Source organism: Rhodococcus sp. 06-235-1A (assembly GCF_002258785.1).
In the GTDB taxonomy this organism is placed as follows: domain Bacteria; phylum Actinomycetota; class Actinomycetes; order Mycobacteriales; family Mycobacteriaceae; genus Rhodococcoides.
The window spans coordinates 251,954-275,725 of the sequence record NZ_NOYI01000002.1 but is presented as its reverse complement, the minus strand read 5'-3'; the positions used below and the strand labels follow the sequence as shown (position 1 = coordinate 275,725).

At 65.4% G+C, this 23,772-nt stretch carries 19 protein-coding genes; 6 read left to right on the top strand and 13 right to left on the bottom strand.

The window, feature by feature from the left end; genetic code table 11:
• Positions 1 to 54: 54 nt before the first annotated feature.
• From CH275_RS01195 to CH275_RS01170, 6 genes are all read right to left on the bottom strand, one after another.
• Complete coding sequence (locus tag CH275_RS01195) at positions 55 to 969, bottom strand: 3-methyladenine DNA glycosylase (RefSeq protein ID WP_094674402.1); 915 nt, start codon at positions 967 to 969, stop codon at positions 55 to 57.
• The gene (locus CH275_RS01190) at positions 970 to 2,112 is read right to left on the bottom strand and encodes a hemolysin family protein (protein ID WP_094674401.1); all 1,143 of its coding nucleotides are present in this window, start codon (positions 2,110 to 2,112) and stop codon (positions 970 to 972) included.
• Entirely contained in the window at positions 2,105 to 3,484 is a 1,380-nt protein-coding gene (locus CH275_RS01185; RefSeq protein WP_094674400.1) for a hemolysin family protein, read from the bottom strand. Before CH275_RS01185 ends, CH275_RS01190 begins: the two co-directional genes overlap by 8 nt.
• A gap of 358 nt (positions 3,485 to 3,842) precedes the next feature.
• Complete coding sequence (locus CH275_RS01180; protein ID WP_094674399.1) at positions 3,843 to 5,279, bottom strand: GuaB1 family IMP dehydrogenase-related protein; 1,437 nt, start codon at positions 5,277 to 5,279, stop codon at positions 3,843 to 3,845.
• A gap of 11 nt (positions 5,280 to 5,290) precedes the next feature.
• Positions 5,291 to 6,190 carry a DMT family transporter gene (locus CH275_RS01175; RefSeq protein ID WP_094674398.1) on the bottom strand — a complete coding sequence of 300 codons (900 nt, stop codon included), beginning with the start codon at positions 6,188 to 6,190 and terminating at the stop codon, positions 5,291 to 5,293.
• Positions 6,187 to 7,431 (bottom strand): DEAD/DEAH box helicase, encoded by a 1,245-nt coding sequence (locus CH275_RS01170; RefSeq protein ID WP_256990804.1) that lies wholly within the window; start codon positions 7,429 to 7,431, stop codon positions 6,187 to 6,189. Before CH275_RS01170 ends, CH275_RS01175 begins: the two co-directional genes overlap by 4 nt.
• Before the next feature lie 229 nt (positions 7,432 to 7,660).
• Here CH275_RS01170 and CH275_RS01165 point away from each other — a divergent pair, with 229 nt between their 5' ends.
• Entirely contained in the window at positions 7,661 to 8,122 is a 462-nt protein-coding gene (locus tag CH275_RS01165) for a DUF4262 domain-containing protein (protein WP_256990803.1), read from the top strand.
• Between the two features lie 66 nt (positions 8,123 to 8,188).
• On the opposite strand, the gene gndA is transcribed toward CH275_RS01165, so the two are convergent.
• From gndA to CH275_RS01145, 4 genes are all read right to left on the bottom strand, one after another.
• Positions 8,189 to 9,640 (bottom strand): NADP-dependent phosphogluconate dehydrogenase, encoded by a 1,452-nt coding sequence (gene gndA, locus CH275_RS01160; protein WP_094674396.1) that lies wholly within the window; start codon positions 9,638 to 9,640, stop codon positions 8,189 to 8,191.
• Between the two features lie 166 nt (positions 9,641 to 9,806).
• Complete coding sequence (locus CH275_RS01155) at positions 9,807 to 11,549, bottom strand: DEAD/DEAH box helicase (protein ID WP_094674395.1); 1,743 nt, start codon at positions 11,547 to 11,549, stop codon at positions 9,807 to 9,809.
• 278 nt (positions 11,550 to 11,827) lie between these two features.
• Positions 11,828 to 12,784: a M56 family metallopeptidase gene (locus tag CH275_RS01150; protein WP_094674394.1), complete on the bottom strand. Its 957-nt coding sequence runs from the start codon at positions 12,782 to 12,784 to the stop codon at positions 11,828 to 11,830.
• A gap of 23 nt (positions 12,785 to 12,807) precedes the next feature.
• Positions 12,808 to 13,224, bottom strand: coding sequence for a BlaI/MecI/CopY family transcriptional regulator (locus tag CH275_RS01145; protein ID WP_094674393.1), 417 nt, complete (start codon positions 13,222 to 13,224; stop codon positions 12,808 to 12,810).
• A gap of 199 nt (positions 13,225 to 13,423) precedes the next feature.
• Here CH275_RS01145 and CH275_RS01140 point away from each other — a divergent pair, with 199 nt between their 5' ends.
• Both CH275_RS01140 and CH275_RS01135 read left to right on the top strand, forming a co-directional pair.
• Complete coding sequence (locus tag CH275_RS01140) at positions 13,424 to 14,725, top strand: alpha/beta hydrolase (RefSeq protein WP_094674392.1); 1,302 nt, start codon at positions 13,424 to 13,426, stop codon at positions 14,723 to 14,725.
• 128 nt (positions 14,726 to 14,853) lie between these two features.
• Complete coding sequence (locus CH275_RS01135) at positions 14,854 to 17,376, top strand: bifunctional lysylphosphatidylglycerol flippase/synthetase MprF (RefSeq protein ID WP_256990815.1); 2,523 nt, start codon at positions 14,854 to 14,856, stop codon at positions 17,374 to 17,376.
• A gap of 7 nt (positions 17,377 to 17,383) precedes the next feature.
• Here the strand turns inward: CH275_RS01135 and CH275_RS01130 are convergent, their stop codons facing one another.
• The 3 genes from CH275_RS01130 to CH275_RS01120 all read right to left on the bottom strand — a co-directional run bounded on the left by CH275_RS01130 (position 17,384) and on the right by CH275_RS01120 (position 20,825).
• Positions 17,384 to 18,256, bottom strand: coding sequence for an ABC transporter ATP-binding protein (locus tag CH275_RS01130; protein ID WP_094674391.1), 873 nt, complete (start codon positions 18,254 to 18,256; stop codon positions 17,384 to 17,386).
• Positions 18,253 to 19,248 carry a FecCD family ABC transporter permease gene (locus CH275_RS01125; protein WP_373453662.1) on the bottom strand — a complete coding sequence of 332 codons (996 nt, stop codon included), beginning with the start codon at positions 19,246 to 19,248 and terminating at the stop codon, positions 18,253 to 18,255. The genes CH275_RS01130 and CH275_RS01125 overlap by 4 nt, the downstream gene beginning before the upstream one ends.
• 101 nt (positions 19,249 to 19,349) lie before the next feature.
• Complete coding sequence (locus CH275_RS01120) at positions 19,350 to 20,825, bottom strand: iron chelate uptake ABC transporter family permease subunit (RefSeq protein ID WP_094674389.1); 1,476 nt, start codon at positions 20,823 to 20,825, stop codon at positions 19,350 to 19,352.
• Between the two features lie 179 nt (positions 20,826 to 21,004).
• Between CH275_RS01120 and CH275_RS01115 the strand changes: the two genes are divergently transcribed.
• From CH275_RS01115 to CH275_RS01105, 3 genes are all read left to right on the top strand, one after another.
• Positions 21,005 to 21,766 (top strand): hypothetical protein, encoded by a 762-nt coding sequence (locus CH275_RS01115; RefSeq protein ID WP_094674388.1) that lies wholly within the window; start codon positions 21,005 to 21,007, stop codon positions 21,764 to 21,766.
• Positions 21,767 to 21,991: 225 nt separating this feature from the next.
• On the top strand, positions 21,992 to 22,453 hold the full coding sequence (locus CH275_RS01110; protein ID WP_094674386.1) for a PaaI family thioesterase: 462 nt from the start codon (positions 21,992 to 21,994) through the stop codon (positions 22,451 to 22,453).
• Between the two features lie 5 nt (positions 22,454 to 22,458).
• Positions 22,459 to 23,727, top strand: a complete 1,269-nt coding sequence (locus CH275_RS01105) for a DUF6986 family protein (RefSeq protein ID WP_094674643.1) — start codon at positions 22,459 to 22,461, stop codon at positions 23,725 to 23,727.
• Positions 23,728 to 23,772: the final 45 nt, after the last annotated feature.

The following is a 23,772-nucleotide window of genomic DNA, read 5'->3' as shown; positions in this document are numbered from 1 at the left end:
TCTTTCCGGTCACGGACACCGGTGACCGGTGTCCCCACGACTACGCTGTCGATGTTACTCGGCGGTAGGTCCGACGCCGAACTCGCCGCCGATCAGTAAATTCTGGCATCGAGCGATCAACGCCGAGCGTAGAGGTGCCGCTTCGTCGGACAATTCTCCCTGCGCGCGCACATACTCTGCTCGACCGGCCGCGGTCTCTATCCGAATGGGTTCGAGGTCGTAGTCGCTCAGGTCGTACGGACTCGCGCGCATGTCGATCGTTCGCGCATGCAGGGCCAGCTCGAAACAGTCGGTCAGAAACTCGGAATCGATCAGTGGTCCCAGCTTGTAGCACCACTTGTACAGATCCATCGATGCATGGATACAGCCGGGTTGTTCGGTGCCCAGCCGTGACTGTGGCGACAGCGTCAGAGTGTTGCGCGGCGCGGCGTCGGGGGTGAAGAACCGGAAGGCGTCGTAATGCGTGCACCGCAACGTCATCGAATCCACCACAGCATCTGTGCCGTCACGGCCGAGCCGCAGTGGCACGTGCTCGTGCCGCTGCGCGGAGATGCCCCCGCGGTAGACCATGGCCCACTCGTGCAGACCGAAGCAGCCGAGCAGAGGGGCTCGCTCGGCGGTGGCGGTCAGCAGGCCGAGGGTGAACTCGATACTCGATCGGCGGCGTTCCACCAGATCCGATCGCACCCGAAAGCCCGGACCGTCGCCTGTCTCGACCTGCTCGTACGACGCGAACTCCGCGTAGTCACGGGCGCGATCGCCGGTGAGGACGATGCCGTGGCCAGGATTCCACCGGCGCAGTTGACCCGGACGGTGACTGTAATACGTGAACAGGAAGTCCAGAACGGGGTGAACGATGCCGTGGCCGCGATCGGTGAGGTAGTCACCGACGAGGTTGCCGACCCGAGCGACGTGCGAGGCCTGTCTGGTGGTCCACTCCGCTTCGGTCAGCGACGCCGGGCCGGACATCTACGCGTTCCGCGGGGGAGTGCTCGACGAGCTCGGCCCGATACTCGACGAAGATTGACCCGGCCGAGGACCGGCCACGCGGTGCGTTCCGTCGCGAACGGTACCGACGAACTCTTCGACCAGGTCTTCGAGTGCGACGATGCCGACCGTGGCACCGGTTGCGTCGTGCACCGCTCCGAGGTGGCTGCTGGCGCGTCGCAACTTGGTCAGGGCGTCGTCGAGCACGGTATCGATGGAGACGACGGGTAGTAATCGAACATCGCTTCGGGGAATCACCGTGTCGGGCCCGGCCGACTCGTCGGCCATATCGTCGAGCACGTCCTTGAGATGTAGGTAACCGACCAGCGCACCTCCGGCATCGCGTACCGGATAGCGGGAGAAGCCGGTCTCGATGACGGCCCGTTCGACGGAGCCGAGGGTGGGTCCGAGAGTGTGCTCGGGGCCGGACAACTCGATGCTGCGAACCTGATGGTTGGGAATCAGTACCTCGGCGACGGTCCGACCGGACGTCTCGAGTGCCTGCCGCAGCCTGCGATGCTCCTCGGCATCGATCAATCCCTCGGACCGCGATTCGCCGATCATCTGCGACAACTCGACCGCCGATACCGAGGAACTCAGCTCGTCCTTGGGTTCGATACGCAGCAACCGGAGGGTCAGGTTGGCGCACAGGTTGTAGAACGAGATCAGCGGCAGCGCCACCTTGATGAACAGCAGATGGATCGGCACCAGAATCATCGCGGTGCTCTCCGGGCCTGCGATCGCGATGTTCTTGGGAACCATTTCGCCGACGAGTATGTGCAGAACCACCACGAGAGTCAACGCGATGGCGAAGGCGATCGGGTGCAGAAACGACTCGGGAATTCCGATCGCGTCGAGCGGAACCTCGATGAGATGCGCCACCGCCGGTTCTGCCACCCGGCCCAGAAGAATCGAACAGATCGTGATTCCGAGTTGGGCCGCTGCAAGCATCTGCGAGAGATTCTGACCGGCTTCGATGACACTTTGCGCACGCTTCTTGCCTTGCGCGAGCAACGCTTCGAGTCGATCGCGCCGAGCGGAAATCAGCGCGAACTCGGCCCCGACGAAGAACGCATTTCCGGCCAGCAGGAGAACGGCGAGACCGACTCCGAGGAAGTCACCCATCGATCTCTCCCTCCGATCTCATTCGAGCAACCGTTGCGGCGTCGACGGGCAAGATCAACACGCGGTCTATCCGACGACCGTCCATGCGGATCACCCGTGCCACCCAGCCGCCGTCGCCCTCGAGAGGGTCCTCGCTCGCCGGGTGAGGCAGGGCAACCGCGTCACCCTCGGTCGGGATGCGGCCCAGCTCCGACAGAACCAGGCCACCGATGGTCTCGTACTCGCCCTCCGGTGCGGAATACCCCGTGGCCGAGGCGACTTCGTCGATGCGAAGCAGCCCGGCGCAGTCCCAACCGTCGCCCGAACGGGCAACGTCGAGTTCCGGCTCGTCGTGCTCGTCGCGCACGTCCCCGACGATCTCCTCGATGAGATCCTCCATCGTGACCATGCCCGCGGTACCGCCGTATTCGTCGACGACGAGCGCCACCTGCATACCGTCGGCGCGCACCCGCTCCATCACCGCATCGCCGTCGAGGCTCGACGGTACGACCGGTACATCGCGAGCCAGGGACTCCACCGTCGTCGAACGACGATGCGCTCCCGCGACGGTGAACGCATGCTTGATGTGGACGACGCCGACGGTGTCGTCCAGATCGCCGTCGACCACCGGAAAGCGGGAGAAGCCGGTACGCGCCGCGGTTTCGATCAGATCGGCCACGGTCGCGTCGGTGCCGAGCGTCTCGATCTTCACTCGTGGCGTCATCAATTCCTCGGCGGTTCGATCGCCGAACTGCAACGACCGATCCACCAGCCGGGCGGTGTTCTCGTCGATGGACCCCTGCCGCGCCGAGGTGCGGACGAGCGAGCCCAGTTCCTGCGGCGAACGCGCCGATCTCAACTCTTCGGCAGGCTCGACCCCGAGCCGGCGAACCAACCAGTTCGCCGAGCCGTTGAGACCGTTGATCGCCCACTTGAAGACCAATGAGAACCCGGCCATTGCCCCCGCGGTGACACGAGCGGTCGACATCGGCCTCGCGATGGCGATGTTCTTCGGGACCAGTTCACCGAAGATCATCGAGAACGATGTCGCCAGGATCAGCGCCACGGCAAGTGAGATGCCCGATGCGAGTGCCTCGGACGCACCGAGCGCGTCGGCCACCGGCCGAATGAAACCGGCCAACACAGGTTCGGCCAGATAGCCGGTGATCAACGTCGTGATGGTGATGCCCAGCTGAGCGCCGGACAGCTGGAACGACAGCGTCTTGTGCGCGTGCAGAACCTGCCGGGACCGCATGTCGCCGTTCTGGGCCTGGGACTCGACCGCACTGCGTTCCAAAGCGGTGAGGGAGAACTCGGCTGCGACGAACAGAGCGGTGCCCGCCGTCAGGGCGACGAAGCCGAGCAGGCTGACGATGGTGATGAGGGTGGCCACGCGTCAGATCCGCCCGAGCTGGGGCCGTCGAGGTCGGGGCCGCCGAAGTTGGGACAGAAGCATTGCGCCACCGGAATGCGCGTGGTCGACGGGTTCGGTGTCGCCGGGTTTCTCTCCCGGCTCGATAGAGGAGCCCTCCGAAGTGGAGCTCTCGTCGTGCTGTTCCGCGGTTGCCGAACCGGCAACCGAGATAGTGGGTGCCTCGGGCACCTGATTCCCTTCTGTATGGTCCGCGCTGTGACCCCACCCGTGCGGGACCTACGATTCGACGGCACCCCGGCACGAGTGATCGGCCTCGGGCGCACAGCGAGCGCGGACAACTGTGATTGCTGTTGGAGAGTCTAACCGTGAACGAGGGTCACCACCCGGACGGCAGGGGGCGCCCCTCGGCGAATCCGGCTGCGGACTGAACTCCAAGAACCGCGCGTTCGGCCAACTCCGGGAGACTGCGGGCTCCTGCGTAGGTGCAGGTGCTCCGAACTCCGGCACAGATGTGATCGATCAGATCTTCGACGCCGGGGCGGTCGGGATCCAGGCGCATCCGAGAACTGGAAATGCCCTCCTCGAACAAGGCCTTGCGGGCGCGGTCGAATGCACCGTCGGTCGCGGTACGTGCGGCAACCGCCCGCTTGGACGCCATGCCGAAGCTTTCCTTGTAGCGATTGCCCGACGCGTCCACCCGCAGGTCGCCGGGCGATTCGTAGGTTCCGGCGAACCACGAGCCGATCATGACGTTCGCTGCCCCTGCGGCCAGGGCGAGCGCAACGTCACGGGGGTGCCGCACGCCGCCGTCGGCCCACACCGAGGCTCCGAGTTCTGCTGCTGCAGCGGAACAGTCGGCCACTGCCGAGAACTGAGGGCGCCCGACACCGGTCATCATCCGCGTCGTACACATCGCGCCCGGCCCGACGCCGACCTTGACGATGTCCGCGCCTGCCTTCACCAGATCGCGCGTGCCCTGCGCCGACACCACGTTCCCGGCAGCGAGGGGTACTCCGAGATCGAGAGCACGCACTGCGGCGAGAGCGTCGAGCATCTTCTCCTGATGTCCGTGAGCCGTGTCCATCACCAGAACGTCGGCACCTGCCTCGACGAGTGCGGTCGCCTTCTCCGCCACGTTGCCGTTGATGCCCACAGCCGCAGCGATCCGCAGGCGCCCCGACGCGTCGACGGCAGGGGCGTAGATGCCCGTCCGAACTGCGCCGGTTCTCGTCACGACACCTGCCAGCGAGCCGTCGTCCTCCACGACGACAGCAAGGTGAGCATGTGCCGCCTCGATCTTCTCGAACACTTCCTTGGGCGACGCATGGCGGGGAACGCGCACGAAATCGGCAGACGCCACAGAACTGAGCCGGGCGAATCGGTCGACGTCGGTGCAGGCGCTCTCGGTGACGACTCCGATCGGCTTTCCGTGTTCGACGATCACGACCGATCCGTGAGCTCGTTTGTGTACCAGCGCCAACGCGTCGGACACGGACGCGTTGGGCCCGAGCACCACTGGTGTATCGGCGATCAGGTCACGGCTCTTGACGAATGCGACGGTGTCGGCGACGGCTTCGGTCGGCAAGTCCTGCGGGATGACGGCGATGGCACCGCGGCGGGCGACGGTCTCGGCCATCCGCCGACCCGATACTGCCGTCATGTTCGACACCACGATCGGGATGGTCGTTCCCGAGCCGTCCACCGTGCTCAGGTCGACGTCGAAACGCGAGGTGACATCGGTTCGGTTGGGGACGAGAAAGACATCGTCGTAGGTGAGATCGTAGGGCGGCTGGTGACCATCGAGGAACTGCACGTTGATCGAGACTACCGGTCGGACGAAGTTCCTGTGTTCGACGCCCGGTCTGCTGCCGTCGAATCGATAGTGTTCGCCGCCTGAGTGCGCGACAGGAGGACGGTGGTGACGATCATGACGGCGATCGCCACCACGATCGTCGCCAGGGCTGCGCCCTCGGTTCTGATTCTCTCGTCCAGGACCGTCACTCCGATGAATGCCGCACCGAGGGGTTCGCAGATCGTGACGGCCGGCATCGATGCAGACAGCGGCCCCACCTGGAACGCGCGTTGTTGCAAGTAGAAACCGACAACGCCGGACCCGATCAGCGCGTAGGTCTGCCATGCCGTCAATGCTGCAAGTGGATCGGCGTCGACGAGGTCGGTCACGAATTTGGTGAGAGCTGCAGCGAGTCCGAACAGCAGACCTCCCGCAGCTCCGAGAAGCAGGGCCCGCAGGCCGGGGGAGGACAGCACCAGACCGGCCACTGCCGCGCCCCCGATCACGACAGCGGCAACGATCAGAGGCACGATCCACGCTGCGAGAGGAGCGTCGGTTGTGCCCTCGCTCGGGTCGCCCACCACGATGAAGACCGCGAGCGCGGCGGCGAGGAGAAACGCGAGTGCCCAGGTCGACCCAGGCAGGGATCGGCGCGCGAATTTCGCCGACATCGGTAGTGCGAACAGCAGGGCAGTGACGAGCAGCGGCTGCACGACGAGGACCGAACCGACCCAGAGCGCCGCGATCTGTACCGCATAGCCACCCCCGTCTCCGATCACGCCCATCCACCATCGAGGACTACGAACGAGGGCCGACACCAGCGACGTTCCCTCCGGAACGGACGCAGCGGCGCTCTGTTGCGCCACCGCCGCGCACGCGAACAGGAACGCCGAAATCAGAGCGAGCACAACCGACAACCAGGGCGAGGTCACCCGCGTCGTCCTCGGCCGGTGCCCCGATTGCCTCCGGTTCGGCCACGCCGTTCGTGCCGCGCGGGTGCGGCACCCCGTCGTGCCCCTCGCTCCGGCAGATCGCCGCGGGCGGATCGCGAGGTGTCGGCCGGATTCGACAGTGGTCTGCCGATGGGGGTGCGAGCGCCGGTGATCCGGCGCCACGAGACGGGGTCCGCGTCGGTATCGACGACGGTGGCCGAGATTCCCGCTTCGTCCGCCATGGCGCGCACTCGCGCCAACTGATCTTCGGTAGCCAACGTCACGACGGTTCCGCTGGCCCCGGCTCGCGCGGTTCGGCCTGCACGGTGCACGTAGTCCTTGGAATCCATCGGTGGGTCGACGTGCACCACCAGCGTGACGTCGTCGACGTGAACACCGCGCGCTGCGACGTCGGTTGCGATCAGCGCAGCCGAGCTCCCGTCCGCGAAGGCGGCCAGCGAACGCGTGCGGTGCGCCTGAGTCTTGTTGCCGTGCAACGACGATACGGGTACGCCCAGTCGGCGACACTCGTCGGTGAGTCGATCGACCGCGTGGGTGGTACGTACGAACAGCATCGTGCGACCGTCCCTGTTCGCAAGTGCGGCAGCGACATCGGTCTTGCGCGCGGCGTCGACCTCGAACACGTAGTGCGCAATGTCGGGCGTGCTCACCGATTCGGCAGTGGAGTGCTCAGCCGGATCGTCCATGAACCTCTCGACCAGGCGGTCGGTGTCCTGGTCGAGGGTTGCCGAGAACAACAAGCGCTGGCCGTCGGGCGGCGTCGCGGCCAGCAGCGATTCGATCTGGGGCAGAAACCCCATGTCCACCATTCGGTCCGCTTCGTCGACGACGGTCATCTCGACGCGATTCAACGCGATGGAACGCCGCTCGAGCAGGTCGTTGAGACGACCGGGGGTGGCGACCACGATGTCGACACCGCGCTGAATCTCGCGCACATTTCGTTCGAGGGGGACACCGCCTACGACACCGACGGTCCGCAGGCCGAACGTGGCACCGTGCAGGTCGAGTACCTCGTGGATCTGGAGTGCGAGTTCCCGAGTCGGAGCGAGCACGAGCCCACGCGGTGCCGCTCGCTCGCTTCGACGACCTGCCAGTCGTACGAGCAGTGGAAGCCCGAACGCAAGCGTCTTGCCCGATCCGGTCGGGGCGCGTCCGAGTACGTCGCGGCCGGCAAGTGCGTCGGGGACTGCGGCAACCTGGATCGGAAAGGGATGGGACACACCCGCCTTCTCTAGCGAATGTACGAGAACCACCGGGAGTCCCAGGTCTGCGAATGATGAAGCGGATTGACCCGGCATGGCTGTGACCTTACCGCCGCGTCGAACACGCATGGAATGTTCTTGTCGGTGCCGCGCGCAATACTCGGGCGTAGAACGCACGTTCGAATGCGTTCGACATCGCGGTTGCTGTGGGGGCGACCGCTCGCCGAGTGGGGGAGCTATGTGCAGGATGTGTGACGGCTACGGCGTCGACGAGTACATCGGAGAGGTGAAGAGCGCCATCGATCGATTCGGATGGGCCTTGCAGTACGTCGAATCGGAGGTCGACCGGGACGGTATCCATCCGGCATTCTGCTACACCGTCGGTCTCACCGGTTTCGGAAGTCCGGAAATCGTCGTGACGGGTCGCGACCCGAACGAATCTTCACGAATACTGAACGCGCTCGGCACTTCGGTCGCTTCGGGTCTCTTGGAGGTCGAATCTGGAATCGGTTGCTGGGCAGCAGGATTCGAGATTTTCACCATCGACGTACCGGCTTGTGCAGACATTCTCCACGCGGCATCGGACCTGTACGGCACGGGGTGCTTCAGCGCCGTTCAGGCCGTGTGGAAGGACTGCGAGGGTTCGTTGCCGTGGGAGGGCATTCCCTCGACGGTGGTCCAACCGGTGCTCGGTCCGTTGCCCTACTGACTGCGATCGTCCACGAACCGGTGGCGCCGCATGAAGCACGCAGCGCCACCGGTGGACGAGGGTTGCTCAGGCCTCGATCTCGGAGCGATCGCCGCTCCAGAGCGTGTGGAACTTTCCTTCCGAGTCGGTTCGCTCGTAGGTGTGCGCTCCGAAGAAGTCGCGCTGTCCCTGCGTCAGGGCCGCGGGTAGCCGCTCGGCCCGCAGGGCGTCGTAGTAGGAAAGCGAGGACGCGAACGCAGGAACGGGAATGCCGAGTGAGGCCGCGGTGATGACGACGCGACGCCAGCTGTCGATCGCGTTCTCGATTGCCTCACGGAAGTACGGTGCCAGGATCAGGCTGGGGAGCTCGGCGTTGTCGTCGTACGCGTCCTTGATGCGGTCGAGGAACCGTGCGCGGATGATGCAACCGCCGCGCCAGATGGTGGCGAGGTCACCGGGATGCAGGTTCCAGTCGTACTCGGCGCTGCCCGCCGCAATCTGATCGAAGCCCTGTGCGTAGGCCACGATCTTCGACGCGTACAGAGCCCGGCTGATGTCGTGGGTGAACTGCTCTGCGTCGGTGGGCTTGTCGGCGAGCGTCCCCGAGGCCAGCCCGACGGCTGCCTTGCGCTGAGCCCGTGATCCCGAGAGTGCCCTGGCAAAGACAGCTTCGGCGATACCGGTGACGGGAACGCCGAGGTCGAGGGCCGCCTTCACGGTCCAGCGGCCGGTGCCCTTCTGCTCGGCGGCATCGACGATCACGTCCACCAGCGGCTTGCCGGTCTTGGCGTCGACCTGGCGGAGGACCTCGGCGGTGATCTCGACCAGGTAGCTCTCGAGATCACCGTTGTTCCACTCGGTGAACACATCGGCAACCTGCGCCGGGGTGTAACCGAGGGCGTCGCGAAACAGGTTGTACGCCTCGCCGATGAGCTGCATGTCGGCGTACTCGATGCCGTTGTGCACCATCTTGACGAAGTGGCCGGAGCCGTCGGGTCCGATGTGAGTGCAGCACGGCGTGCCGTCCACCTGAGCCGCAATGGACTCGAGCAGCGGCCCGAGTGCCTTGTAGGACTCGGCCGGGCCGCCCGGCATGATCGACGGGCCGTTGAGTGCGCCTTCCTCGCCTCCCGAGATGCCGGCACCGACGAAGAGCAGGCCGCGCTCCTTCATGGCGGCCTCACGGCGGATGGTGTCGGTGTAGAGCGCGTTGCCACCATCGATGATGATGTCGCCCTCCTCCATCGCGCCCGCGAGCTCCTCGATCACCGCGTCGGTCGGGTCTCCCGCCTTGACCATGATGAGAACCCGGCGCGGCTTCGCAAGAGCCGCAACGAACTCCTCGATGGTTTCGGTACGGATGAACGAGCCCTCGCTGCCGTGATCGGCGATCAGGGCATCGGTCTTGGCGACACTGCGATTGTGCAACGCGACGGTGTGACCGTGATGAGCGAAGTTGCGCGCGATGTTGGAGCCCATGACGGCGAGTCCGGTGACTCCGATCTGAGCCAGTTCTGTCGGTTCTGCTGCTGAGGTCATACAGACAGCTTTCCCTGCCGAGCGACGTCGCGCGAGCCAACCCCCCGAGCAGAGCTCAAACCTGTCCGTGGACAACGACAAAAGGTGCCGCATTCGCGAAGAATGCGACACCTCGTGTCGTCGAAATATGCTCCGGTCGATTCACGACCTCACGGTTGCGAACCGATCAGTGGCTGCGGGCCGGACCCTCGAAGCCGTCGTACGAGCGACGCTCGGTGCGGCTACGGAAGCCACCCGACCGGTTCTCGTCCTGGCGGGGCGCGGACGCCGGGCGGCGGTTGTCGGAGCCCCGGTTGTCGGAGCTGCGGCCTTCGTAGCCACGGCTTTCGGAGCCGCGGTACGAGCTCGACTCGGTGCGACGCGGTCGGTCACCCTGGTATCCACCCTCGCTGCGTGGGTTGGAGCCCTGGTATCCACCGCTGGAGCGGGGGTTGGAGCCCTGGTATCCACCGCCGCTGCGGGGGTTCGAGCCCTGGTATCCGCCGGTGGAGCGGGGGTTGGAGCCCTGGTATCCACCGCCGCTGCGGGGATTGGAGCCCTGGTATCCGCCGGTGGAGCGGGGGTTGGAGCCCTGGTATCCACCGCCGCTGCGGGGATTGGAGCCCTGGTAGCCGGGACGGCTGTTCCGGTCGCGCGGAGTGGACTCGGCGCGCAACGGCTCACCGGTGGGCTTCTTCGCGCCGGTGATGCTGTTCAGTTCGGCCGAACCGGGCGAGACGTTGACGGCGGTGGCCTTGACGCCGGCCATACCGGTCAGACGCAGAACCTGACGACGCTGGTTGGGGAGCACGATCGCGACGACGGTGCCCTTCTCGCCGGCGCGTGCCGTACGTCCTGCGCGGTGCAGGTAGTCCTTGTGGTCTGCGGGCGGATCGACGTGAACGACCAGGTCGATACCGTCGACATGGATTCCGCGAGCAGCAACGTCGGTGGCGACGAGGACGGGGGTGCGGCCGTTCTTGAAACGCTCGAGAACGCGGGTGCGCTGATTTTGTGCCTTGCCACCGTGCAGTGACTCCGCGGCGATACCGAGCGCACGAAGGCGATCGGTGATTCCGTCGCAACCCAGCTTGGTACGCGCGAACATGATGGTGCGGCCGCCTTCGCGGGCACCGATCTCGGAGAGAACCAGATCCTTCTGACCCCGGTCGACCATGAGGACGTAGTGGTCCATGGTCCGGACGCTGGCCTTGCCGTCCTGGGTGGAGTGCTCGACGTGGTCGGGCAGGAACTGGCGGACCAGTGACTGAACCTCGCGATCGAGGGTGGCCGAGAACAGCATGCGCTGTCCGTCTGCCGGAGTGTCGGCGAGGACGGCACGCACCTCGGGCAGGAAGCCCATGTCGGCCATCTGGTCGGCCTCGTCGAGTGCGGTGATCTCGATGGAATCGAGGATGCACGTGCCCTGACGAAGGTGGTCGGCGAGGCGGCCGGGCGTGGCGACGAGTACGTCGACTCCGCGTCGGAGCTGCTCGACCTGCTTGTTGAACGGGGTGCCGCCGACGGCAGGCATGACCCGAAGGCCCTGCGCGTTGGCGTAAGGAGCGAGAGATTCGACGACCTGGAAAGCGAGTTCGCGGGTCGGAACCAGTACGAGCGAACGCGGGCGCTTGGCGGCCGGTCGGTCAGTGTGCAGCGACAGGCGCTGCAGAATCGGCAGGCCGAAGGCAAGGGTCTTGCCCGAACCTGTCTGCGCGCGACCGAGAACGTTCTTACCTGCGATGGCGTCGGGAAGGGCCTTCTCCTGGATGGGGGAGGGCACCGTGATCGAGTTGCGCGCCAAAGCGGCGACGACGGCCTCGGGAAGCCCGAGCTCGGCGAAGGTGAACGCCGGTGCCGCTGCGGGCGTCGTGGCAGCCGTGGCGTCGGACGTGGTGGAAACGGGTGTGTTGGAAACAGCGTGGGTCACGCAGTAAAGCCTCTCCGGATTACGGGCACGCCAATAAGCCCGAAGCTGAGAGCACCCGAACGAGAAGGGAAACACGAAAAACAGCCAGAACACATTGATACGAGCCAGGGCACTGTCACCTGGCCATCAGAATGCGGATGAGAACCGCATAAAGTGGGGCTGTTTGTGCCATTTCGATTGCATGGTCGCGATGGCGACCGAGTTCCACTGTACTCGACGCACCGCGAATTGTTCACCCTGAGTCGATGTGACCTGTACGACCCCGACCGATAGGCGATTCAGCCGACCAGTTTGCTCAGTTCCTCCAGCCACGGCATGGCCACATAGATCGTCGGGAGAACGAGGATCACCACAGCGGCGGCGTAGGCGGCCGCAGCGATGCGGACGTCGCGTCCAGGTCCGCTCAACCGTTGAACGCGGATGAGGGTGTGCGGTCCGCCTGCGGCCATCGCGCCTCGTGGTGCAGTGGACCCGGCGCACGTGATCAAGGCCCGAGCGAGTGGGGTGGGTCCGGTGACCTTGACTGCCGAGTCGTCTGCGAGAAGTTCGACCAACAGTTGCACGCTGCCGAGGGCCGACTTGCTGCGCACGATTCTCGGAAATGCTTCGTTGACGGCGGTGAATGCTTCGAGCACGAGGTCGTGGCGGGCACGAAGATGTGATCGTTCGTGGCTGAGGATGGCGGTGACTTCGGCTTCGGAGAGGTTGGCGAGTGTTCCCCGGCTCAGAACCACCCTCTGGCGCAGGCCCGGCAGGCAGTATGCGATCGGTTCCGCCGCATCGAGTACGCGGATGTCTGCGTCACGAAGGCCACGAAAAGGATTTTCGCTCAGGTTGTTTCGGTCCAGCAGGTCGACGAGCATGCGGTGTCGAGAGCGGCGTCGGCGGGTTCGGACTGCTACCTGAACGACGGAGAACATCAACTTGGCACCGATGCCGAGCGTGATCGCGAGTACGAACACGTACAGGATCCACAGGGGAAGTCCGAGCGCGTCGATCTCGTCGGTGGGTGCCGTGGTGGGGCGACCGTCCGGGCCGGGGACCAGCAGCAGTCCGCCGATGGCGAGACCGGAGCTGAACGCGGACAACACAGCGGCAAGCGCAATTGCCTGCCACAGAACCAGCGCTGCACGCGGGGACCTGTACGGCCAACTGGCGCGAGCGAGCACGGCCGGCACCGGCCCCGCCAGAATCAGCGCGAGTACCGCGAATACCAACGCAGTCGTCGAGTTCATGTCCTCACTTACTACGGCGAGCGTCAGTCCGTCGGACGGCCATCTCCAGCCGAAGGGGACTCTCTCGTCGATTGTGCCACTTCCAGCGCGGCGAGTGCCTCACGGAGTGCGGCGGCTTCGTCGGCACCCACCTGTCCGACGAAGTGGACGAGTGCGGCAGCGCGGCCACCGGACGCTGGTGCCTGCGACAACGCGTCGACCATCAGGCTCGCGACCAACTCGTCGCGTCCGTGCAGAGGTGCGTACCGATGCGCACGATCGTCGCGTTGCTGAACGACCAACTTCTTCTTCGCCAACCGCTGCAGCACCGTCATCACCGTCGTGTAAGCGAGCTCACGATGTGTTGCCAGCGCCTCGTGGACCTGACGAACTGTCTGGGGATCCGAGGACTCCCACAGATGGTCCATCACTGCGCGCTCTAGTTCACCAAGACCTGCCATTCGTCCGAGTCTACGGCTACTCCGACGCGGATGCGTACTACTGGTGGTAGTACCGCTCGCTCAGGTGGTGTGGTTTCGGTCATACCCGAGACGGCATCGAATCGGTGGGTCTGGACCGCAAGGATCCAGGGGTGAATATTCTGTCCAGTGATCGTGCCGCCCCTCGGCCCGACTTCGGCGAATTGAGCGGAGACATCGCGTGGATTGGTTCGATTCTCTGTCGTTGATCGATGGCCCGGTACCGGTGATCGTGTCCGTTCTCGGCGCACTCGGTGGACTGTGGCTGCTCGTCTCGACGTCCCGTAGATACTCCACACGTGCGTTGCCGATCGCGGCGACGGGCGCGATCGTGGTCACGGCAGTCGGCTACGTGGTGGTCGAGAAGGTGTGGCGACCCTTCCCCGATCCGATCGCCACCTCCATCTACGTGTGGATCGGGGTGGGACTGGCTGCGCTGTTCGCCGTGGCTTCTCGCCTGATCGCGGCCCGCGGGGTGGTGGGCAAAATTGCGTCGGTGACAGCGGCGGTGCTCGTTGTGGCGACGGCGGCCTTGCACGTCAACCTCGAGTTCGACGCGTATCCCACCGTGGGCAATGCTCTCGGGGTCGAGTCCGCTGCCCGCATCCAATTCTCGGACGTGGCGGCCGACGTAGCGCAGACCGTCACCGGCACGCCATTGGATTCCGTTTGGACCGCGCCCGCAGATCTGGCGGCCGCCGGGAGAATCACGTCCGCCTCCATTCCGGCCACGGCGTCGAACTTCTCCGCCCGAGACGCCGAGATCTACCTACCGCCTGCGTACTTCGCCGATCCTCGTCCGCTCCTCCCGGTTCTCGTGTTGCTCGCTGGGCAGCCGGGGGCGCCCGAAGACTGGCTGAACGGAGGAAAGTTGGCCCAAACCATGGACAACTTCGCCCGTGATCATGCGGGCCTGGCGCCGGTCGTGGTCGTCGCCGACGGCACCGGGTCGTCCATCGCGAATCCGCTCTGTGTCGATTCACCGCTGGGGAACGTGGACACGTACCTGTCGAAGGATGTTCCCGATTGGATCGACAACGCGCTGCAGGTGGACCGGAATCGCGCGCACTGGGCCATCGGCGGATTGTCCTACGGCGGGACCTGCTCGATTCAGATGGCGACCAATCATCCGGACGTCTATCCCACGTTCCTCGACCTGTCCGGTCAGCGCGAACCCACTCTCGGCGATCGGGATCGAACAGTGCAGCAGGCCTTCGGTGGCGATTCTGCGGCTTTCACCGCGATCAACCCGCTCGACCTGCTCAAATCACGTCAGTACCCCGATTCGGCCGGTATTTTCGTCGTGGGTTCGGACGACAAGGATTACAAGCCGGGCCAACAAGAGATGTACGACGCAGCGAAGGCCGCCGGAATGGACGTGCAATACGTGGAGGTACCGGGCGGACACAGCTTCGCGGTGTGGTCGGAAGGCCTCCGCCGTGAGCTCCCATGGCTGGCAACGAGGACAGGGTTGATTTCGTGAACGTGACCGAGCCGGAGCCACCGGCAGCAGCCACCTCGTCGATGGCATCGGCCGAAGCCGGGGAGCCCGCCGGACCATCGTGGGTAGCGAGGCGGACGAAGGCGTTGAGGTTGGGATCATCCGCGGCGATGCGTCAGCTGCTGCGGTTGTGGTCACTCATCGTGTTCGGTGCGGTCGGAGCCCCCGTCAGCTTCGCGCTGCTGGCGATCGTATGGGTTACCGGCATCGCCGCGGCAGTACTGGACGACCGCGGCGAATTGGACAGGTTCTTTGCCGTGGGCATCATGCCGTTCGAGCACTGGCACCTGTGGACTCCGCTGACATCGGGATTGGCGGCACCCAACATCGCCGGTTGTCTGGTGGCGACCGTGGCGGTTCTCCTCGCCGCTGCGCCCATCGAGCGCCGGATCGGGTCCCGTCGCTTCGCTATCGCTGCATTCGTCACACAGGTGGCCGGTTCGCTACTCGGTCTCGGTCTTGCTGCTCTGGCCAAGACCTTCGACGCCGATTGGGGCTTCCGATTGCACGTCGGAACCGCTGTGGGTCCGACGACCTGGATATTCGGCGTGGTGCTCGTTGCGACTTCGCGAATGGATACGTTGTGGCGCAGACGTATTCGCGTCGGCGTAGTGGCGCTACTGGTGACGTTGGCGTTGTTCGGCGGGCACCTGCAGGACGTGGTTCGACTGGCCGCCGCGGTCATCGGTCTGGTTGCCGGGCCGTGGATCGTCGGCCGTTCGGCGCGTGGTCCCCGTTTGGCGGGTACCCAGCGCGAAGGCCGAGTGCTGGTTGCGTTGATCGTGGCCGCGAGCGCTCTCGGTCCGGTGCTGGCGGCCCTCAGTCCCAACGCGGTCGGTCCGTTCGCGGTTCTTCGGGACGTCGTTCGAGGGGTTCCGTACACAGCGGCCGAGGTCCGTGAAATCTGCGCCGATGCGATCACCGACCCGGTGGAATGCCGCCGCGGTCTGCTCGATCTCAGGCTCGGGGGAGTCGGACCGACCATCCTGAGCATCATGCCGTCCCTGTTCCTGCTGGTGGTCAGCGACGGGCTCCGCCGGGGCCGACGTTTCGCATGGGCGATGGCGGTTGTCTCGCAACTGGTTCTGCTCGCGTTGTCGGTGGCCAACTTCGCCATTCGGTTCCTCGAGGCCGGTGACGACCAGTCCCTGTTCTACGGTCTCGAATCACCGACGGCTTATCGCACCGCGGTGCCGTTCCTGTTGCCGCTGATCGTTTTGGTGGTCCTGATCGTCACCCGAAGGTTCTTCGATGTGTCGGCGCCCTCGGGCACCTATCGGCGGTGGGGGGCGTCGGTGGTGGGAGTCGGCGTGGCACTCGGGCTCGTGTATTCGATCGGCGGGTACCTGGCGCGAGGGGGGTTCGCCGATTCGCCGTCGTTCGGTGGCCTGCTGGCGGACTTCCCGCAGCGTTTGGTTCCGCCGGTCTATCTGCAGTGGCTCGAACCCGCTCTGCTGCCGCAGAGCGTGCCGACCACCTTGCTGTTCGAGTGGACAGGCGTGGTGTTCTGGGTTGTGGTGTGCGTGTTCGCCGCGAGCACCTTCCTCACTCCGGTGTACGGGACGGAAACCGACGCGACCGAACGGGCACGCGGACTGCTGATGTCGAGCAGTGGTTCTGCTCTGTCGTGGATGACGACGTGGCGCGGCAACAAGTACTGGTTCGGTCCGGATGGGCGCAGCTACGTCGCGTACCGCGTCATCTCCGGGGTGGCGCTCACCACCGGCGATCCTGTCGGGCCGCGGGCGTCCCTGCGAGACAACGTCGTCGACTTCGCCGAGTTCGCGTCGGAGAACGGGTGGATACCGTGCTTCTACTCGGTCACCCGTGATGTTCGTCGAGTCACCGATTCACTCGGGTGGGGCGGAATCCAGGTGGGTGAGGAGACGGTGCTCGACCTGGACGGAATCGCCTTCACCGGCAAACGATTCCAGGACGTGCGGACCGCTCTCAATCGGGCGAAGAAGGCAGGTGTCGTCGCCGAGTGGATTCGTTTCCCCTCGGCGCCACTGGCGATCACCGACCAGATCACCGCGATTTCCGAGGAATGGGTAGCGGACAAGGGCATGCCCGAGATGGGGTTCACCCTCGGCGGTCTGGAGGAGGTCGACGACGAGAACGTCCGGTGTCTGATCGCCGTCGACGAGCATCGGACGGTGCACGGAGTGACCTCGTGGATGCCGGTGTACGAGGACGGCGTCATCGTCGGCTGGACGCTCGACTTCATGCGACGTCGGTCCGAGGGATTTCGGCCCACGATGGAATTCCTCATCGCGTCGGCTGCCCTGCTGCTCGAGCAGGAAGGCGCTCGATTCCTCAGCTTGTCCGGTGCACCGCTGGCCAAGGTCGACGAAAAGCAACCCGAACACGTGGCGAGCGCTGAGCAGTCGACTCTGTCGGGACTGCTGGAGCGACTACTGGACGTCCTCGGACGAACTCTCGAACCCGTCTACGGATTCCGGTCACTGTTGGCGTTCAAATCCAAATTCCAGCCGCGCTACGAACCGATGCACATGACATTCGCCGATCCGGCCGCACTGCCCAGCATCGGAAACGCGATCGGGCGGGCTTACCTGCCGGACGTGTCGATCGGTCAGGGTCTGAAACTGGTACGCACCATGATCGAGCGGTGACGGGGCGCTACTGGAGCGTAGTGGAGGTGCCCGCGGCCGAGCGATTGCGTGACTTCTGAGGCCCGCCGATCGACCCGTATACGTGCCGCGTGCCGATCGGAACGACGAGCGGGCGATCGGACATCGGATCGTCGATGACGGCGGCCTCCAGCCCGAACACGTCGAGTAACAGCTGCTCGGAAATGACATCCTGAGGCCGACCGGACGTGACGATCTGCCCTTCCTTCATGACGATCAACCGATCGCTGTAGCGAAGCGCGAGGTTGAGGTCGTGCAGCACCATGACGATGGTGCGGCCAAGTTCGTCGTGCAGGCGGTCGACCAGGTCGAGCACCTCGACCGAGTGCGCCAGATCGAGGTAGGTGGTCGGCTCGTCCAGCAGCAGGATGTCGGTGCCCTGGGCCAACGCCATCGAGATCCATGCGCGTTGCCGCTGGCCGCCCGACAGTTCGTCGACGGGCCGATCGGCGAGATCGCCGACTCCGGTCAGCTCGAGTGCGTTCGCCACCTCGGCCTCGTCGTCCGAGCTCCACTGTCTGATCCAGGACTGATGCGGGTGACGGCCACGCGAGACGAGGTCGGCGACGGTGAGTCCTTCGGGAGCGGTCGGTGCCTGCGGCAGCATGCCCAGAGTGCGGGCAACCTCCTTGGTCTTCATCGAGGAGATCGCCCGTCCGTCGAGCATCACACTGCCGGCTTTGGGCTTGAGCAAGCGACCGAGCGAACGCAGGAGCGTCGACTTGCCGCAGCCGTTGGGACCGATGACCGTGGTGATGACCCCGGTGTGTATCTCCAGGTCGAGGTGGTCGACGATGGTGCGGTCACCGTAACCGAGGCTGAGATCTTCCGCGATGAGACGCGAGGCGTGGCTGGTTGTCATACGGAAGCCTTTCGATTACTGCGAACGAGAAGGTACAGAAGGAACGGTCCGCCGAGGGCCGAGGTGACGATGCCGACCGGTAGCTCCACCGGCAGAATCGTGCGGGCGATCAGATCGCTTGCCACCACCAGCAATCCGCCGAGTAGCGCCGACGCGATGATCGGCGGGCCCGGCGTTCGTAGAATTCGTACGGCGACCTGGGGTGCCGACAGCGCCACGAAAGCGATGGGCCCGGCAGCGGCTGTAGCGACGGCGGCGAGAGCGACGGCGGCGAGTAGCATCACTGCCTGGCTGTGTTGCAGGCGTACGCCGAGCGATCTGGCGTTGTCGTCACCCAGTCGAAGCGCGCCGAGCGTGAACGTCGCGACGACGGTGCCGCCGCCGACGATGACCACAGCGGCCGCTACCGGCCAGACCGACGCCCAGTTCGCACCGTTGAGAGAGCCGTTGAGCCAGACCTGGGCGCGCGAGACGTCGTTGATGTCGGCACTGATCAGCAGCCACCCGATGACGGCGGTGAGCATGGCGTTGACGGCGATTCCCACCAGAATGAAACGGAACCCGTCGACACCCTTGCGCCACGCGAGGGCATAGATCGCGATCGCAGTGATCACACCGCCCACCAGTGCGGCGAGCGGCAGGCCGAGGGTGGCGAGCAGTCCGCTGAAGCTGCCGCCTCCGCCGAGCACGATCAGCGCGACGGCTGCGGCACTGGAACCGGCGGTGATGCCGAGGATGTCGGGGCTGGCGAGCGCGTTGCGGGAAATCGACTGGGTGATGGCTCCGGAGATACCGAGTGCGGCCCCGACGAGGAGGCCGGTCAGCGATCGAGGCAGGCGCAGATCCATGACGATGAATCGCTCGATTCTCGACCCGCCGCCGAGCAGGACATCGAGAACCTGAGCGATCGACAAGGGGAAGTCACCGCGTCCGATGTTCACACACATGATCAGCACCAGGGCCGCGGCGAGCACGACGGTGACGAGGACCATCAACGGTCGTCGGACCAGGGATATCGGGCCGAGGCGGAACGCAGGCCGGGCGGGAACGGCACTCGCGGCGGACGACGGTGTCTTCGGTTCCAGATCGGTGCTCACAGGCCGACCAACTTTCTGCGTCGGACGAGAGCGATGAAGAACGGTGCTCCGACCAGGGCAAGAACGATGCCCACCTGGAGTTCGCCCGGGCGCACGACGACGCGGCCGATCACGTCGGCGATCATGAGCATGACCCCACCCATGAGACCTGCGTAGGGGACGAGCCAGCGGTAGTCGGGTCCGGTCACTGCGCGAGCGATGTGGGGTACGACAAGGCCCACGAAGGCAATCGGCCCGCATGCTGCGGTTGCTGCGCCGGTCAGCAGTGTGATGGCGAGGATGCCGACGGTACGGGTGAGCGCGATATTGGTTCCGAGTGACCGAGCGACGTCCTCGCCGAGGCTCATGACGTTCAGGCCCGGAGTGCTCGCCAGAGCGATGAGGACGCCGATCACCAGGAACGGCAGCACCTGCCACAGGACATCGAGCCCGCGACCGGCCACGGATCCGACCACCCAGAAGCGGTAGCCGTCGAGGCTCGTCTGATCGAGAAGCACGACGGCATTGGTCATCGCCGAGAGGAAGAATGCGACTCCGGCACCGGCCAAGGCGAGATTGATCGGGCTCGATCTTCCCGACCCTATCGACGACAGTCCGAACACGACGATGCTCGCCACCGCCGACCCCGCGAACGCGAACCAGAGGTACTGGCTGGGCGAGGTGAATCGGAAGAGATAGATGGCCATCACGACGAAGAACGCCGCTCCGGAATTGAGGCCGAGCAGGCTGGCGTCGGCCAATGGGTTGCGGGTGTGTCCCTGGATGAGAGCGCCCGCGATGCCGAGTGCGATGCCGACGACCAGTGCGAGCACCGTGCGCGGGACGCGCAACGTGCGCACGATGATGTCGGTGTCGGTGCCCGTCGAATTCAGTAGAGCGTGCGCGATTTCGGCGAACGTCAGGGGTCGCGCGCCGATCGCGATACTGGCGAGGATGCCGGCCACGAGCGCGATGATCAGGACTGCCAGGCCGAGCAACCTCCGCCTTCGGATGGCAGCTACCGAACCGTCCTTGGGGATCGGCTCGAATCCTTCGGCCGCAGCGGCCTTTTCTCGGACGATCTCGGATGACGCGCGGCCGATGCCGAACTGGCGACGGAGGGCACGACGTATGCCGACGGGGCCGTGGGTGGCGCTGTCTCGGAGTGTCAGCCCCAGCCAGCGACGGCCGGTGCTCTGCCCCTCGTTGCCGTCGCGATACCCGCGGTTCCAGACGAACAATGCCGCCGCGACGCACACTGCGATCGCTCCGAACACGAATCGGTCGGCCTGTCCGCCGCCATTGTCGTCGCGGAGAGCGTCGACGATCGACCATCCGACGAACAGCGGTAGTAGCACGATCAGGGCGTCTATCACTCCGGCAGCGATGCGGGTACTCCGCGGGGGCGGGCCCGAGGGCACGTCCTCTTTCCCGTACTGCTCGTCGGGCGACCGACGGGAGCCGTGGGGGCCGAGTAGCGGAGCTGTGGTCACAGTGGTCGTGACTCCTCGCTGTATCGAAGGGACTTGGTTTAGGTTACGGAACCCTTGCCTTCTGTGCGTGACGAGGTAAGGGTAGCGGTGCCTGACTGCTCGATTATCTGGTTAGGCTAACCTACATAGATACCGAGGGTGCGGCGAGTCCGCCCGTCACGAACAGAAGGAGCATTCAGGTGTCAGTTGCAACTGTGGCGTTCACGGACTGGGCCGATGTTCATCGACACTCGAATCGGTCCGGCGGGGCGGCACTGTTGACCGACTCGTGCGAGACCCTTCGCTCGCTGAATCCCGATTACCCGCGGATGTACGCAGTGGCAGCGATGGCGAACGAGGGGAAGCGTCGGTGGTGGCAGTTGGCCGTCGGTCTCGATGACGGACGCGTCGAGCAGATGTACCGGCGGTCGCTCGAGGATCTGGACGTCCCCGAAGCGGCTGCGGTTCAGGTGGCAACGGCCTTGATCCATGCGGTGGTCGGGCGAGTGTCTGCGCTGCTGGTCCTCGAAGGTCGTGCCTGGGATCCGGGTATCGACAATCTGTGGATTCACATGGACAGCGACGGCGGAATCGACTGGGCGGGTGTCGCATCGCCGGTCCTGAGGGTGCTGCCCGACGATCCGGCTGTGGGTGCGCCGGGCACGGTCGTCCTGCCGTGTGAGCAGGCTCTGCTGGTCTGGACCGCGCATCGCTGCACGACGTCGCTCGATGCGGTGTTTCGCGCGATCTCGGATCGCGCCCCGCTGGACGTGCGGGTGTTCTGGGCCCTGGTGGGCGACGCCATCCTCGGCGCGTCGACCTACGTACCGATTCTGGCGGGGTCGAGCGCGTCTGCGGGGGCTCGCCGGGGTCAGATGCTGCTCGACGCCATGGTCGATGCCGGCGCCCCCGTCCGCTCGCGCGTCGGGGTGCCGGGGCGAGCGAGACTCCGAGCGTCGTGACTCTCTTGCTTTCTGAATAAGGTTTGCCTATCCTGAGTTCGTACCAACGGACCGCGCCGGAGTCCTGAGGGCTGCAGTGACTCCCGGTCCTTGCCACGGTGGGCCTCTCGTTCTATCGACGAACGAGAGGCCCACCGATTTTTGTGGGTCGATCGTCGTGTATCTCTGAACGAGAGTCGACAGCCGAGTCGGCCGGACCATCTCGACGCAACCGGAAGGCACGCTATGACGGACTCGAACGGCACCACGGGGGAGAGCACCTTCGACACCATGACGCCGGAACAGCTCACCGAATTGTGTGCACGAGGGTTCGACGGGGTCGTCGGCCTGCGATACCTCGAGGTGTCCGGCGACGACGTGCGCGCAGAATGGACCGTCACCCCGCAGCTTCATCAACCGGCCGGAATCATGCACGGGGGCGTGCTGTGTTCGGTGGTCGAGTCGGTGGCGAGTATCGGTGGGTCGGCCTGGTTCGGCTCTCGTGGACACGTCGTCGGTGTCAACAACAGCACCGACTTTGTCCGGGCGACCCGATCGGGAACCTTGACCGCACACGGACATCCGATTCACCGCGGCCGTACCCAACAGCTGTGGCAGGTGGACATCTCCGACGAGAGTGGACGCCTGGTGGCCCAGGGCAAAGTCCGGCTGGCAAATATCGAAAACACCGCACATCTGGGACAGTGATGCCCATGACGGGACACAACCAGCATCCAGATTCCCCAGTCACCGCGCTGACCCGCGACGCTGTCGATCGCCTCGAGTCATTGTTCGGTCCCATCGACGACGAACTCGCACAGCGCTATCCGGGTGACCGAATCGGTGGGCAACCCTCCCATACCGTCTATGTCTCGGCGGCGGATGCCTCGGCGGCTGTACACGCCGAGTGGGGTGCCGCAGCCTCGGACATTCTCGATTCCCACCCCGAAGCGTTCGCCGAACTCGACACCGTGAACGCGCTGCCTCTCGTGCGTGACAGGTTGAACAGTGCCCCCATCCAGGATCTGAGGTTCGACTTCGAGGACGGCTACGGGTGGCGGTCGGACGCCGTCGAGGACCGGCATGCGACGGCTGTCGGGGCAGCACTGTCGGAGTTGGCGAAGGACTCCGCCGGCCCGTCCTGGCTGGGCATTCGCGCCAAAGGTCTTGCAGCGCACGAGCGTCGGCGCGGAATTCGTACCCTTGAGCTCGTTCTGGACGGGGCCGGGGGAGTGCCCGGCGGTTTCGTGTTCACCGTGCCCAAGCTGCGTGCCGTGGAGCAGGTGACCGCTGTGGTCGCGCTCTGCGAGGAACTGGAGCGCGCGCACGGACTCCCCGAGCGCGCCCTGCGATTCGAATTGCAGATCGAAAGTCCTCAGGCGGTGATCGGGGCCGACGGCACGACGACCCTGGCTCGGGCGATCACCCGGGCCAACGGACGCTGCACGTCCCTGCATTACGGAACATACGACTACAGCGCCGCATGCGGAATCACCTCCGCTCAACAGTCGCTGGCTCATCCGGTGGCGGACCACGCGAAAAACGTAATGCTGGTGGCGGCCGCACAGACCGGAGTGTGGGTGTGCGACGGCTCGACTCAGGTGGTGCCGACGGGCGACGCGAAACAGGTGGCAGCATCGGCGCGGCGGCATGTCGATCTGGTCACCAGATCCCTCGAACGCGGCTTCTATCAGGGCTGGGACATGCACCCCGGCCACCTGGTGACGCGGTGGCTCGCCACCTTCGGGTTCTTTCGCCGGGCCATGCCGGTCGCCGCTGCTCGATTGGGTGGCTATCTCGATCGCCAGGGCGGCGAAGTGATGGACGAGCCCGCCACTGCTCAGGCGCTGGCCGGGGTGCTGGTGCGGGGACTGGATGCGGGTGCGTTCGATATCGCCGAAATGCAGGACGTGGCCTCCGGTATCGACCGAGACGTCCTGCGGGGCCTGCTCGATCGATCGGTGACGGCGCCCCTCGGGTGAAGGGCGGTCGCGCACTCCGCTGCCGGAAGGTCGCAGGCGTGTCAG